The sequence below is a fragment of the Lentzea albidocapillata subsp. violacea genome, from assembly GCF_900100275.1.
Classification (GTDB): Bacteria; Actinomycetota; Actinomycetes; order Mycobacteriales; family Pseudonocardiaceae; genus Lentzea; species Lentzea violacea.
The window spans coordinates 292,145-305,793 of sequence record NZ_FNET01000006.1 but is presented as its reverse complement, the minus strand read 5'-3'; the positions used below and the strand labels follow the sequence as shown (position 1 = coordinate 305,793).

Here is a 13,649-nt window from a genome sequence, read left to right as displayed (position 1 = left end):
GGTTCTCAACGGTATGCGGGTGTGCCGAGGTCCAGCACCAGATCCGCCCTCGCCGCCTCGTCCGGGCGGTGCGTGATGTGCAGGACCGTCCTGCCGTCCTGCCTGAGCTGCTCCAGGAGCCGGCGTGCGGTCGGCTCGTCCAGGTGCGCGGTGGGCTCGTCGAGCAGCACCACGTCGGCGTCGTGCAGCAACGCCCGTGCCAGCGCCAGCCGTTGCGCCTCGCCGCCAGACACCTGGTCCGGCCTGATCACCGTGTCGAGCCGGTCTGCCCACTCCGGCAGGCACGCCTTGCGCAGGGCGTCGCGCAGCGCCTCGTCGTCGTGCTGACCCGACATCCGCAGGTTCTCCCTCACGGTCGTGCTGACCAGCATCGGCTCCTGCGGGCACCAGGTGGCGCGCGGCAGTTCGACGATCCCCCGCTCCGGCTGCAGGAAGCCCAGGAGCAGCGCGAACAGCGTCGACTTGCCGCTGCCCGACGGTCCCACGATCGCGACGTGCGTGCCGGGTTCGATGTTCAGGTGAAGGTCTCGCAGCGTCGGCTCGGTCGCGCCGGGCCAGCGGACGTCGACGTTCTCCAGCCGGATCCGCTTGCCGCGCTGCTGTTCTGGACGTTCCGGCGCGTCGAACTGCAGCCGGGCGCTCGCTTCCCGCAACGCCCTGCGCTGCTGGGCGGCGAGCGGCAACGCGGCCAGCGGTTCGGCGAGCGCGAGCGGCACCAGACCCAGCACCGGGTTGCCGGTCGTGGCGCAGAGCAGGGCCGCCGCACCGGTCGCGAGCAGGACGATCGCCGTGGCCGCGCCCGTGCCAAACGCTTGCCGGCGGGTCTGGCCCGCGAGCTCGACGTCCTCGGCGTGCAGCTGGGCCAGCAGGCGGTGGTGGGCGTCGTGCGCGATGAGGTCCGGTGCGGCGACGAGGGCGTTGATCGTGTCGCGGGCGACCTTGCGGCGGCCCCTGGCGAGCTTCGTGCTGGCTCGCCGTTCCATCCACACGGCGACGGCAGGTGCCGCCAGGCCGGCCGCGAGCAGCAGACCGCCCAGCGTCAGCGCGGCGGCCGGATCGATGAACGCGAACAGGATCGTGGTCGCGATACCCGCGCCGATGGCCACCACCGGCGGCAGCAGCACACGCGGCACGAGGTCGCGAACCGTGTCGGTGTCCTCCACGAGCCGTTGCAGCCCGTCGCGCCGTTGGGTCCGCACGAGCCGCAACCACAGCTCGGCGCGCAGGCCGTTCGCGAGGCGGAACGTCTCGTCGTGAGTGACCAGACGCTCGACGTACCGCAGCACACCCTTGCTGAGTGCGAACGTCCGCACGCCCACCACCAGCACGGACAGCGTCAGGATCGGCGGCATCTCGGCGGCGCGGGCGATCAGGTGGGCGGCCAGGGCGGTCAACGCGATGCCCGCGACGGCCGCGAGGATGCCCAGCCCGGCGCCCTTCCACGGGATCGGCAGGCGCTTCGGGCGTTCGGCCTGTGTCTCCTCGGTGACGACCCTGTTGACCGTCTCGTCCTCAGTCGTCTCCTTGTCGCGGTGCGAGGCGAGGACAACGGCCGCCGTGTCGCTGGCTCTCTTGATCGCTTTGTCGACTTTGCGACTTGTCACCGGGTCGAGGTGCGCGGTCGGTTCGTCGAGAAGCAGCACCGTCGCGCCGTGCCGAACCCTCAGCAGGGCGCGCGCGACTGCGACACGTTGGCGTTCACCGGTCGAGAGGTCGGTGATCTGACGATCGAGTAGATGCACGGCCACGACCTCGTCCGCGACCTGCTCGATGTCCTCGGCGCCGGGAACCGTGAGCTCCAGCTCGGCGCGTGGCGTGGCGGCGGCGAAGGCGGGCTTCTGCGGCACGTACGCGATGTCGCCGGCCACGAACGCGGTGCCGTCCGTCGGCTCCACGAAGCCCAGCAGCACCTGGAACGTCGTCGACTTACCGGCACCACTCGCGCCTTCAAGTCGATAGATCTCCCCTGGCCGCACATCGAAGCTGATGCCATCCGGTGCGAAACCGCCTCGGCGCAGGACGCGCAGGTTGTCGACATGGACCGAACCGCCTGGCAGCCGCGGCCGGGCCTTGTCCTCGTGCTCGACCACCTCGGCGACCCGCCGGACCGCTTCGAGGCCGTCCTCGCTGGCGTGGTGGGCGGCACCGGCCGCGCGCAACGGCAGGTAGCACTCGGGCGCCAGGATCAGCACCACCAGCGCGGTCATCAGCGTCATGTCGCCGTGCACGAGCCGGATGCCGACGCCGACCGCGATCAGCGCGACCGACAGCGACGCGGCGATCTCCAGCACCAGCGCGGACAGGAACGCGATCCGGAGCGTGCCCATCGTGGCCTTGCGGTGCTGCTCACCGATCTGCTTCACCGCACCGGCCTGCTGCTTGGCGCGGCCGAAGACGGTCAGGACCGGGAGGGCGCGGAGCAGTTCGAGGAGCTGGGCGCTCAGCAGTTCCGTGACGTCGGCGGCCTTGCGGACGCGCTTCTCGGTGTACCAGCCGATCAACGCGGCGAAGACCGGGATCAGCGGCACCGTGACCGCGATCAGCACGGCCGACGGCCAGTCGGTGAAGAGAATCCACGCACCGGCCAGCGGCGGCACGATCACGGCCGTGACCAGCGCGGGCAGGTAGCGGGTGAAGTAGGCGTCGAGCGCGTCGAGGCTCTTGGTGGCGAGCACCGACAGCTCGGCCGTGCCGCGGTCGGCGATCCAGCCGGGACCGCGTTCGAACGACTTGGCCAGCAGCTGGGTCCGCAGCTCCTCCTTCGCGCCGGCGGCGGCACGGGCGGCAGCGGACTCCGTCGCCCACGACAGACCCGCGCGCGCCAGGATCGCCACGGCCAGCAGCGGAAGGCCTTCGCGGGTCGTGATCACCGACGCCAGCGCGACGGCCTGGGCGACGAGCGCCAGGGCGTTGAGGAACGCCAGCGCGCCCACCCCGACGAGGGCGCGCCTGGCGTTCCTGGAGAGCTGGGGCAGAGCTCCCAGCGGGCCTCTTCTCATCTCAGTGCGCCGCGGGGATGTGCTTGACGCCGATGCGCTTGCGGAACACCCAGTAGGTCCAGCCCTGGTAGACGAGCACGGCGGGCGTGCCGAAGCCGGCGACCCACGTGATCACCTGCAGCGTGTACGGGCTCGACGCCGTGTTGGCGATCGTGAGCGTCCACGCGTCGTTCAGCGTCGACGGCAGGACGTTCGGGTAGAGCGAGCCGAACAGGATCGCGACGCTCGCCGCGATCGCCAGGCCCATCAACGCGAACGACTGGCCGTCGCGGTTCGCGAGCAGTCGCCACATCGCGGCGGCGAGGATCAGCGCTACCACGCCCGCCCAGAGCCCGGCGACGATGGCGAGCAGCGCGATGAGCGGCAGCAGGGCCACCGGTGCCAGCGTGATCGCGACGCGGCGGGCCCGTTCGCGGATCTCGCCCTCGGTCTTCAACGCCGTGAAGACCGCGCCGTGCACCAGTGCGTAACCCGCGAAGGCAAACGCGCCAACGATCGTGTCGAGCCTGATGGCCGCGAAGGGCGAGCCCACGCGGTCACCGTTCGCGTCGATCGGCAGGCCCAGCACCGTCGTCGAGATCAGCAGGCCGACGCAGAGCGTGGCGATCCACGAGCCCGCGACGATCGTGAAGTCCCAAGCCTTTCGCCAGCGCGGGTTGTCGACCTTGCCGCGGTAGTCGAACGCCACGCCACGGCCGATCAGCGCGATCAGGAACAAAGTTAGCGGCAGGTACACGGCGCTCAGAAGCGCCGCATACCAGCCGGGGAAGGCCGCGAACGTGGCACCGATCGCGACGATGAGCCACACCTCGTTGCCGTCCCAGACCGGCCCGATGGTGTTGATCATGACCCGGCGTTCGGCGTTGTCGCGGCCCAGGACGGGCAGCAGCATGCCGACACCGAAGTCGAAACCTTCGAGGAACAGATAGCCGAGCCACAGCACGGCGATCAGCACGAACCAGAGCGTTTCCACGTCGCCTCTCCCCTAGTACGCGAACGCCAGGGCGCCGTCGTCGGTCTTCTGGGGCAGTACGCCCGGTATCCCGCCTCTGACGTACTTGCGGATCAGGTAGATCTCCACGACCGCCAGCACGCTGTAGACCGTGGTGAGCGCGATGAGCGAGGTCAGGATCTCGCCGGGGGTGCTGTTCGAGACCGCCTGCGCGGTGAACATCCAGACCCCGTCGATCCCCGTCGGGTTCGGCACGACCACGAACGGCTGCCGCCCCATCTCCGTGAAGATCCAGCCCGCGCTGTTGGCCAGGAAGGGCGTCGCGATGCCGGCGAGGCCGAGAGCCGGGAACCACCATCCGGTGGGCGTCCGGTTCTTGCGGGTCAGCCAGAGCATGAGGACACCGAGGCCGGCCGAGATGCCACCGAACCCGATCATCAACCGGAAACCCCAGTACGTCACGGGAAGCGCGGGCACGTAGTCGATCGGCTGGCCGCTGAGCTCACCCAGCCGTTCGTCGACCGGGTAGAACTCGCCGTACTTCTCCTGGTACATCGGGACAAGGTCCTGGATGCCCTTGACCTCGCTGGTGAAGTCGTTGTGCGCCAAGAAGCTCAGCAGCGCGGGCACCGTGATGCTCTTGACGTTCTCACAGTCGGGCCTGGTGACGTCGCCGATCGCGAAGATGCTGAAGCTCGCGGGCTGTTCGGTGTGGCACAACGCTTCCGCGGCGGCCATCTTCATCGGCTGCTGCTCGAACATGAGCTTGCCCTGCAGGTCACCGCTGATCGCGAGTGCGCTGAACGCCACCACGCCGACCCAGGTGCCGAGCTTGAGCGAGCTGCGCCAGACGCGTTCCTCCTCCGACTTCCGGTGCAGGTGCCAGGCGGCGATGCCCACGAGGAACGCGGCGGAGACCGCGAACGCGCCCGCGATGGTGTGCGGGAACGCCGCGAGCGTCGTGTTGTTGGTGAGAACGGCCCAGATCGAGGTGAGGCGCGGACGGCCCTCGTGCATCTCGATGCCGACCGGGTGCTGCATCCACGAGTTGGCGGCGAGGATGAAGTACGCGCTGGCCATCGTCGCGAGGCTGAACGCCCAGGCGCAGGCGAGGTGGACCTTCTTCGGCAGCTTGTCCCAGCCGAAGATCCACAGGCCGAGGAACGTCGACTCGACGAAGAAGGCGACGATCCCCTCCATCGCGAGCGGAGCGCCGAACACGTCACCGACGAACCGCGAGTAGGCGCTCCAGGCCATGCCGAACTGGAACTCCTGCACGATGCCCGTCACGACGCCCATGGCGAAGTTGATCAGGAGGAGCTTCCCCCAGAACTTCGTCATCTTGTAGTAGCGCTCGTTGCCCGTGCGCACCCACGCGGTCTGCATCCCCGCGACGAGCAGGGAAAGGCCGATCGTCAGCGGCACCATCAGAAAGTGGTAGACGGTGGTGATGCCGAACTGCCACCGCGCGAGTTCGAGTACTTCCACGTCTTCGAGCGTAGGTCTGGATCATGGCCACCATCAGGTACGACGGTCCCGTCCACGATCGGGACCAAGGTCCCGTGCGCGAGGTCACGCCTTGTGGGTGACATGCGTCGGTTACGATGTGTGCGCCAGAGGGGAGTAGTTCCCACCGGAGTTCGCAGCCGGTGGCGTGGAGATCGACATACTGATCCGCCTTCGAGTGGATCCGGTCCCACACCCGATGTTCATGTCGGGCGAACGAGACCTCCGGCCAGGTTGCAGCATGCCTGGTCGGGGTCTGTCGCGCCTCCGTCCGGGTTCGTATTCGGACGTGGAGGACCTCGTGGCCACTTCATTGCTCGCGTTCATCACCGCCTTCGCGGTGGTGTTCCTCGTCGAGCTCCCGGACAAGACCATGGTCGCCACTTTGGTGCTGACCACGCGCTACCGCGCCTGGCCGGTGTTCGTCGGCGTCGTCGCCGCGTTCGCCGTGCAGAGCGTGGTAGCCGCCGCGTTCGGCTCCGCCATCACCCTGCTCCCCGACCGAGTGGTCGCCGGAGTGGTCGCCCTGCTGTTCGGCGTGGGTGCGTTCATGCTGCTCAAGGAGGGCTTCTCGGGTGACGAGGACTCCGCCGACGAGGCGGGGACAAGCGCCACCGTGCCGTTCTGGCGTGCGGCGCTGACGTCGTTCGGCGTGCTGTTCGCGGCCGAGTGGGGTGACGCCTCGCAGCTCGCGACCGCCGGCATCACCGCCAGGTACGGCGAACCGCTGGCCGTCGGCCTCGGCGCCTGGCTCGCGCTGGTCGCCGTGGCAGGGCTGGCGGTCCTGGTGGGCCGCAAGCTCGCCGGGCGGTTGCCGACGCACTGGATCCAGCGGGTGGCCGGAGTGGTCTTCGCGGTGTTCGCCGTGATCGCTCTGACGCAGGTGTTCTAAGGGGTTACCAAACCGGTCGGAGGCCTGGCTGGTCCTCGCCGTGGACGTGCCGCAGGTACGCGGCGAGGCCCTGCCTGATGGTGGCGAGCGTGTCCTCGCCGATCGCCTCGGCCATCTCGTTCTCGAGGTCCGACCACAGGTTGTCCGCGAGTTTCAGGTAGTCGCGGCCCTTCGTGGTCAGCGTGACGTACTGGGCGCGCTTGTCCGTCGGGTGCGGCTCCCGCAGGACGTAGCCCCAGTCGTCGAGCTCGTTGACGATCTTCGCGGCCGCCTGCTTCGTGACGCCGAGGTGCTGTCCGATGTCGACGGTGGTCGCGCGTTTCTCCTTGAGGAACCGGAAGACGTAGCCGTGCGCGGGCCTGAGCGGTTCGAGGCCGATCTGCCTGAGCCGGTCGTGGAACTGGTCGCCCATGGCGCGGTACGTCATCGCCAGCAGCATCGGCACCGGTTCCATCTATCCTCTTCGAGTAGACAACTTGGTTGACCTTATTCTAGGCTTAGACAACTTGGTTGACTACTTTGGAGGTTGTCTTGCTGGTGACGGGGGATTCTGCGGAGCTGTTCGAGTTCGGCGGCTTCGAGTTCAGACCGCTGGCCGTGCCGTCGCGCGGCAGTGCGGAGATCGCGCTGTGGACCGTCGACGTGCCGGAAGGAGGCGATGGGACGCCGCACCGCGCGTCGAAGGAGGAGGTGTTCTACGTGCTGTCCGGGTCGGTGACGATCCAGGGGCAGACCGCTGGAGCCGGTGACGCGATCGTGGTGCCGCCGGACACCGAGTTGTCGCTGACCGGCGGGCCGGCGCGGGTGCTGGTGGCCACGTCCGTGGGGATTCAGGGCACGCTGGCTGACGGGCGGACGATCACGCCTCCCTGGTCGGTCTAGGGCCGGTATCGAAGTCTGGCGGTCAGACTTCGATACCGGCGCTAGTTCGCCGGGGAGCCTTCGTCGCGGGGAGGCTCGGAACCGGTGTCCGGGACCTCTTCGCGCAGGTCGTGGGCGATCTTCTTGGCCTCGTCGATGAGGTGCTGGGTCTCGTCGAGGCGGCCTTCGTCCGGCAGGGTGGCGAGGAGGCTTTCGCCCGACGCGGCAGGGCGGTCCTCGTCCGAAGCTGCGAGGCGGTCTTCTTCCGGTGCGGTCACGTCTCTGGGGTCGGCGGATCCGGCGGTCGTGAAACTCCGGCCATCAGCCCGCGGACGTGGGCCGCGAGGCGTTCGGCGATCTCCAGGTCCCACTCGTCGTCGGCGGCCGGTTGCGGGGTCTCGCCCGCGACGACGCGTTCGCCGAGCAGGCGGCGCTCGGCCGGCGTGAAGTCGGTGATGGCTCGCCGGAGCAGGGGCAGGGCGTCGTCGAACGACTCGCCGCGCAGGCCGCTGAGCCATTCGTCGATGAGGCCGAAGAGGCGTGGGTCCGCCGCCAGGAGGGTGGCCGAGCCGCGCAGGAAGCCGGCCACGAACGCCGTGGCGACCGAGCGGTGCAGGCGGGCGGCCACGGCGTCGCTGGTCAGTTCACCGGCTTCCCAGAGCAGGCGGGTGGCCCTGCCCGTCGGGAGGCCGTGGGCTTCGGCCTTGACGAGGGCGTGCAGGGCTCGCCACCACGTCGTCTGGTGGTCGTCGTCGGCTGCCAGGCGGGTGGCCTCGTGGGCGCCGTCCACCACCTGCAGGGCGTGTTCCGCCGTTTCGTCGTCGACGTTGCGGCAGGCGATCGGGAGGCCCACGGCTCCTCGGGTGAGCAGGCCGTGCAGGGCCACCCGCAGGAGTTCCGGATCCGTGCCCCGGACCGAGCCGTAGCGGACCGTCCTGGCCAGGTCGGGGAGGGCGGCCAGCAGTTCGAGGGCGTCGGTGGCCATCGCGGCGCACCGGTCCAGGGCGTCGCGGGCCTCGGTGACGGCCGCGGGGAGTTCGCAGCCCACGGACTTGGTGAGGGCCGCGGCGGCGTCGGCCACTCGCGTGGCGTCCTTGGCGGCCTGGACGAGGACGGTCTCGGCTGCCGTGTGGACGGTGGTGCCGTGGCGCGCGGCCACGGCCACGGACACCGCGAAGATCGGGTCCCAGCGGAGTTGCCAGACCTCGGCGAAGGTGCCGAGGGAGTTGGAACGGTCCGGCTTGCCCCACGGCACGCCCAGAACTTCCAGGCGCTGCAGGAGTTTCGAGCGTTCGCGGTCGGTGTCCTTGCGGAGGTCCAGCTTGAGCTGCTTGGGCTGGACGTCCGTGGGCAGGCGGAGTTTGCGTTGCAGGCGCAGGAGATCGGCTGCCAGCGGTGAGCGCGGGACGGCGTCGCCCACCTCGCCCAGGCGTTCGCCGACGACGAGTTTGCGGTGGACCAGCCGGAGGTGGATCTCCTCGCCGCCGCAGAGCACGGCGAGTGCTGCCTCGTTGACCTCGCTGAGGCCCGCGCTCGGGCGTTCCCTCAGTGCGGCAAGGGTTTCCGCGAGCCGGACGGCTTCCACCGCGCTCGCCGTCGACGCCGGCAGATCTTCTTCCCGGAGCACGGCGGCGGCTTTGGCGAACCAGCGTGGGACGACGTCGGCCTGGTGCTGCCAGAGGTGCGCGTACCAGCCTGGGGAGTCGATGCCGGCGCCGTAACCCGATTCGGCGGCCAGCTGACCGTGGCTCCACGGGACCCAGGTGCCGGAGATCTTGCGGCGGCGCAGGCCTTTGAGCAGCGCGGTGTCGGCGGCGACGGTCGGTGTGGCGAGCAGTGCGGGGACGTGCCAGGCGCCGCAGACCACGACTATCGGGCCATCGGTCTCCTTGCGCGCCTTGCGGATCGTCTGGCGCATGAACGCCTCTCGCCGCAGCGTGCGTACGCCTACTTCGGCTTCGAACTCCGCGCGCACGGCGACCATGGCCTCGGCGATGGCGCCCGCGAGGTCGAGCGGGTCCGACGCGCTGTGCTCGACCACGTCCTCCCACCAGCGTTCCGGGTCGTCGAAGCCCGCGGCCTCGGCGAGCAGGCCGATGGGGTCGACGTTGCCGCTCGGGCCGTCGTCGCCGATGGACGCCGCGGCCGGCAGGTCGAAGAACCGTGCTGTGGTGCCGTTTTCGCTGGCGTACCTGAGCGCCTGCCACTCCGGCGAGAACTCCGCGAACGGCCAGAACGCCGCGCTCTCGGGTTCGGCCTCGTCGTGCAGCAGGATCGCGACCGGCGGCGTCAGGGCGTGGACGTGCTCGAGGAGCGCGTCGGCCTCCGGTGGCCCCTCGATCAGGATGAGCGCCGGGCTCGTCTGCTCCAGCGCTCGTTTGACCATCCGGGCCGAGCCGGGGCCGTGGTGCCGGATGCCGAGGAGGACCGGCTCAGTCACCGCTGGCGTCCAGGCAGGCCCGGTAGAGGTCACGCCACTCGGCGCGCTCCTTCAGCACCGTCTCCAGGTACTCCTGCCAGACCGTCGCGTCCGACACCCGGTCCTTGATCACGGACCCGATGAGGCCGCTCGCGAGCTCGTCCGCGCCCAGCGTGCCGTCGCCGAAGTGGCCGGCGAGCGCCATGCCGTTCGCGATGACCGAGATCGCCTCGGCGGTGGACAGGCTGCCGCTCGGCTTCTTCAGCTGCGTGCGACCGTCCACAGTGGAACCGTTGCGCAGCTCGCGGAAGATCCGCACGACGCGGCGCACCTCGTCGAGCGCGGGTGGTTCGGCGGGCAGCTGGAGCGCCTTGCCGAGCTGCTGGGACCTGGTGAGGACGATCTCGACCTCGGCGTCCTCGGTCGCGGGCGGCGGCAGCACGACGGTGTTGAAGCGCCGGGCGAGCGCCGACGACATCTGGTTGACGCCGCGGTCTCGGTCGTTGGCCGTCGCGATGACCGTGAAGCCGGGAACGGCCTGGACCTGCGAGTTCAGCTCCGGCACCGGCAGCGACTTCTCGCTGAGGACGGTGATGAACGAGTCCTGCACCTCGGACGGCATGCGGGTGAGCTCTTCGACCCGAACGACCGACCCCTGTTGCATGCCCTTCATGACCGGGCTCGGCACGAGGGCGTTCTCGCTGGGACCTTCGGCGATGAGGCGGGCGTAGTTCCAGCCGTAGCGGACCTGGTCCTCGCTCGTGCCGGCCGTCCCCTGGACCACCAGCGTCGAGTTGCCGCTGATCGCCGCCGCGAGGTGCTCGGACAGCCACGACTTGGCCGTGCCCGGCACGCCGACGAGCAGCAGCGCCCGGTCCGTGACGAGCGTGCCCACCGCGACCTCGACGAGCCTGCGCGAGCCCACGTACTTCGGCGAGATCACGGTGCCGTCGCCGAGCGTGCCGCCCAGGACGTAGGTGACCACGGCCCGCGGGGACAGCAGCCAGTTGGGCGGCCGCTGCCGGTCGTCCTGGGCCGCGACGGCCTCGAGCTCGGCGGCGTACTGCTGTTCGGCCGTCGGCCTGAGCACGGCGGTCACTGGGCCTCCTGGGGCGGTGCGGGAGCGAACGATTCGCGCAGGCGGATGCGGAGCCGGAGGATCTCCAGTTCCAGGGAGTTCTCCGGCCAGCGACGGGTCAGAGCCTCCCAGCTCGCGCCGAGCAGGTCCGCGTCACCCCGCGCGAGCAACACCGCCGGCGGACGCCCCGACCGCCAGCGTGGATCGGGCAGCGCCGCGTACCGGTGCAGGAGCGCTCGGGTCGTCTCCGGCGACCACGGTGCCGGCAGCTGGGCGCAGGCATGGTCGAGCAGGTCGTAGTGCCAGCCCTTCGACACCGCCACGACCGCCTGCTCGGCGACCTCGGCGGGCAACGCGGCCAGCATCTCCAGCTGTTCCATGCCGGTCAGCGTCTCGGCGGCCGCGACAGCCCACGGACGCGGGTCCTTCGCCGCGGCGAGCTGGTCGGCGACCCCCCTGAGCAGCGCGCCGGCCCACGGCCCCCTCCGCAGGATGCCGGCGGCCTTGGCGTCGTCGGCCTTGAGCGTCGCGGTCCAGTACGACGGCGGAACACTCGCGGCGGCGGCCCGGATGCGACCGGCCACACCCTTCTCGGAACCGTCGCGCATGAGGTCGCGCAGCTCGGCCTCGTCGGCCTGCCCGGTCCAGAGCTCGTCGGGCCGGACGTCGAGCCCGTCCGCGGTCAGCCGGAGACCGTGGCGCAGGCGGTGTGCCGCGCGGGCGGCGAGGCGCGTGCGCCCCAGGTTGCGCAGGAGGCGCAGCGCCTCGTCGTGGACGGCCGCCGCCTTGTCGTCGAGCGCGGCTTCCAGGAGCCGCTCGTCCTGCGGGCCCAGGCCGGTCTCGAGTGCGCTGATCAGCACCTGGCGGTCGGCCGAGCGACGGGACTCCACGAACTCCCGCGCGATGAACGCGCCGACCTGCACCGGGTCCGCCTTGCGCTTGCGGCGCAGGGCGCGGACCCGTTGAGCGCTGGGCAGGTCGAGGATCTCTTCGAGCGGGACCTCGTCCACCAGCGGGGCGGTGCCACTCGCCCAGGACCAGCCGGGGCGGGTGTTCGCGAGCCAGCGGCCCCTCGTGCCGAGGACCTCGACCACCGCGGCCCGCAGACCGGGGCGGGCCGTGCCGAGGGCGAGCAGGGCGGGGAGCATGCGGTGCTCGGCCACGACGCCGTTGGCCTTGGCGAGGGCACACCACTCCGTGAGCAGGACCTCGTCGTCGAGGCTCATGATCGCTTCCAGGACCGCTCTGGCGGCCGGCCTGGGGAGGGCGGCGGACTCGGGCGGGGCGAGCGGCAACGGCTCGGCGGTGGCCTCCTGCGGGAGGGTGGCGCCGAACGCGGCCACGCCGAGGGCGGCGCAGTCGGACAGCAGGGCCGTCGGGTCGCCGCCGCCTCTCGTGGTGCCGATGAGGAGGTCCTGGACGGTCTTGGACCACTCGGCCTTCACGCCGCCTCCCTGGTGTCGCGGGGGTGGGCGGGTGGCGTGGCGGCGGTGGGGTGGGGGCGGGGGCGGGCTGGTGGTGCGGGGAGGAAGCGGGCCGGTGGCGCGGCCGGGGTGTGGTGAGGGCGAGCGGGCACGACCATGGTGTGGAAGGGGGCGGCGGCCTCGGCCGGTGGGCGGCAAGCCCAGCGGTGAGCGGAGTGCGGTGGCACAGCGTCGGCAGGTGGGCGAACGGCCTGACGGGCGAGTGGATGCGGCCGCGCGCCCTCGGAGCAGGTCGGTGCGGTGCGGCGGCGCGGGACGTCGGGCGTGGTGGTCACGCAACCACCTCCAGGGTGCCGTCCAGCGACACCGCTCCCAGCCGGAGTGCGTGGCCGTCCCACAGGCCCCAGGCGTCGAACGGGAGGCCACCGGTCAGCGCCAGGGCCATGTCGAGGCCCGTGTCGTCGCGGACGGGCAGGCCGTGGCCGGAGGAGTCGACCAGGGCGGAGCCGTGCAGCCGGACCGAGGCGCAGCCGAGCGGGAAGAGGCGCTGCCACGGGTCGGCGGTCAGCATCGGTTCGAGGGAGGCCAGGGACGCTCGCCACGACTGCGGGGCGGGGACCGGGTCCGGGGTGCGGGAGCCTTCCAGTTCGCCCAGGGCCACCCGGTCCGAGGCCGGGTAGGGGTGGACCAGGGCCGAGGACTCCAGGCCGTGTGGGAGCAGCGGAACGGGGGCTCCCACGGCGGAGTGGCGGATCGCCACCACCCAGCGGGACGTCCGGCGGCCCCAGCACCACTGGCGGACGGTGCGGACTCGGCCGTCGTCGGTCTCCAGGCGCAGCAGGGCCACCCAGCGGTCGGAGATGCCCGGCGTGGCCTTCACCGTCTCCTCGGGGACCGTGACGCCCAGGCGGGTGCGTGGCTGCACGAAGCACAGCAGGTGCAGGCCGCCGAGGCGGTCGGCCACGTCGGCGGTCCAGCGGGGGCCCGAGCGCGCCACGATCTCCTGGATCTCGGCCACCGCGCCGGCCACGCCGGGGACCTGGGCGTCGATCATGCGGGCGGTGAACGCCTGCCACCACGAGGCGGGGCGGCCCGGCAGGGAGGCGATGCCGGCGGAGGCGACGTCCAGGAGCCAGTCGCGCAGGCCGTCGATGCCCGCGGACATGGCGGCGGCTCGGTTCGCCGCCGTCTTCTCGCGGGCACGCACCCGGCGGGCGGCGGCCTCGGGTGAGGAGTCGAGCTCGCGGGCGGCACGGCGGGTGGTCCACTCCTCCACCCAGTCGGGCGGGAGGGCGTCCGGGATGTCGAGTTCCTGCAGGCTCACGGCGTGCTTGCAGGGGAACTTGCGGGACGGGCAGGTGCACTTGGCCGAGCCCGCGGCCAGGTCGACGCACACGCGGTACGGCATCGAGCCGGAGCCCGTGTAGAGGCCCCACAGCACCGGCAGGGCCTTGCCCAGGCCCTGCCAGCGCATCGGAACGGCTCTTGTCCTCACGAGACCAAACTAGCGAGGACCCC

The 13,649-nt window shown here is 71.1% G+C and carries 12 protein-coding genes; 2 read left to right on the top strand and 10 right to left on the bottom strand.

The window, feature by feature from the left end; translation table 11 throughout:
• Positions 1 to 5: 5 nt before the first annotated feature.
• From cydD to BLR21_RS16675, 3 genes are read right to left on the bottom strand one after another with little or no spacing between them, the layout of a single operon-like run.
• Entirely contained in the window at positions 6 to 2,999 is a 2,994-nt protein-coding gene (gene cydD / locus BLR21_RS16685; protein ID WP_090006722.1) for a thiol reductant ABC exporter subunit CydD, read from the bottom strand.
• A 1-nt stretch (position 3,000) separates the two neighbouring features.
• Entirely contained in the window at positions 3,001 to 3,972 is a 972-nt protein-coding gene (gene cydB / locus BLR21_RS16680) for a cytochrome d ubiquinol oxidase subunit II (protein WP_090006721.1), read from the bottom strand.
• 12 nt (positions 3,973 to 3,984) lie between these two features.
• Positions 3,985 to 5,439, bottom strand: coding sequence for a cytochrome ubiquinol oxidase subunit I (locus tag BLR21_RS16675; RefSeq protein ID WP_090006720.1), 1,455 nt, complete (start codon positions 5,437 to 5,439; stop codon positions 3,985 to 3,987).
• Between the two features lie 331 nt (positions 5,440 to 5,770).
• Here BLR21_RS16675 and BLR21_RS16670 point away from each other — a divergent pair, with 331 nt between their 5' ends.
• Positions 5,771 to 6,349 (top strand): TMEM165/GDT1 family protein, encoded by a 579-nt coding sequence (locus BLR21_RS16670; RefSeq protein ID WP_090006845.1) that lies wholly within the window; start codon positions 5,771 to 5,773, stop codon positions 6,347 to 6,349.
• 4 nt (positions 6,350 to 6,353) lie between these two features.
• On the opposite strand, the gene BLR21_RS16665 is transcribed toward BLR21_RS16670, so the two are convergent.
• A complete protein-coding gene (locus BLR21_RS16665) occupies positions 6,354 to 6,803 on the bottom strand; it encodes a MarR family winged helix-turn-helix transcriptional regulator (protein ID WP_030480335.1) in 450 nt (149 codons plus the stop codon).
• 83 nt (positions 6,804 to 6,886) lie between these two features.
• Between BLR21_RS16665 and BLR21_RS16660 the strand changes: the two genes are divergently transcribed.
• Positions 6,887 to 7,231, top strand: a complete 345-nt coding sequence (locus BLR21_RS16660; RefSeq protein ID WP_256334724.1) for a cupin domain-containing protein — start codon at positions 6,887 to 6,889, stop codon at positions 7,229 to 7,231.
• Between the two features lie 41 nt (positions 7,232 to 7,272).
• Here the strand turns inward: BLR21_RS16660 and BLR21_RS16655 are convergent, their stop codons facing one another.
• From BLR21_RS16655 to BLR21_RS16635, 6 genes are read right to left on the bottom strand one after another with little or no spacing between them, the layout of a single operon-like run.
• Positions 7,273 to 7,488: a hypothetical protein gene (locus BLR21_RS16655; RefSeq protein ID WP_090006719.1), complete on the bottom strand. Its 216-nt coding sequence runs from the start codon at positions 7,486 to 7,488 to the stop codon at positions 7,273 to 7,275.
• Complete coding sequence (locus BLR21_RS16650; RefSeq protein WP_176929660.1) at positions 7,485 to 9,650, bottom strand: DUF5682 family protein; 2,166 nt, start codon at positions 9,648 to 9,650, stop codon at positions 7,485 to 7,487. Before BLR21_RS16650 ends, BLR21_RS16655 begins: the two co-directional genes overlap by 4 nt.
• Positions 9,643 to 10,728, bottom strand: a complete 1,086-nt coding sequence (locus tag BLR21_RS16645) for an ATP-binding protein (protein WP_218130889.1) — start codon at positions 10,726 to 10,728, stop codon at positions 9,643 to 9,645. The genes BLR21_RS16650 and BLR21_RS16645 overlap by 8 nt, the downstream gene beginning before the upstream one ends.
• Positions 10,725 to 12,152 carry a DUF5691 domain-containing protein gene (locus tag BLR21_RS16640; RefSeq protein WP_090006717.1) on the bottom strand — a complete coding sequence of 476 codons (1,428 nt, stop codon included), beginning with the start codon at positions 12,150 to 12,152 and terminating at the stop codon, positions 10,725 to 10,727. The genes BLR21_RS16645 and BLR21_RS16640 overlap by 4 nt, the downstream gene beginning before the upstream one ends.
• A complete protein-coding gene (locus BLR21_RS41660; RefSeq protein WP_143027744.1) occupies positions 12,149 to 12,466 on the bottom strand; it encodes a hypothetical protein in 318 nt (105 codons plus the stop codon). The genes BLR21_RS16640 and BLR21_RS41660 overlap by 4 nt, the downstream gene beginning before the upstream one ends.
• Positions 12,463 to 13,626, bottom strand: a complete 1,164-nt coding sequence (locus tag BLR21_RS16635; protein WP_143027743.1) for an SWIM zinc finger family protein — start codon at positions 13,624 to 13,626, stop codon at positions 12,463 to 12,465. Before BLR21_RS16635 ends, BLR21_RS41660 begins: the two co-directional genes overlap by 4 nt.
• Between the last annotated feature and the right edge of the window lie 23 nt (positions 13,627 to 13,649).

Coding starts and splice junctions, on each gene's coding strand:
- cydD (WP_090006722.1), bottom strand. CDS start 2,999: ATGAGAAGAGGCCCGCTGGGAGCTCTGCCCCAGCTCTCCAGGAACGCC.
- BLR21_RS16665 (WP_030480335.1), bottom strand. CDS start 6,803: ATGGAACCGGTGCCGATGCTGCTGGCGATGACGTACCGCGCCATGGGC.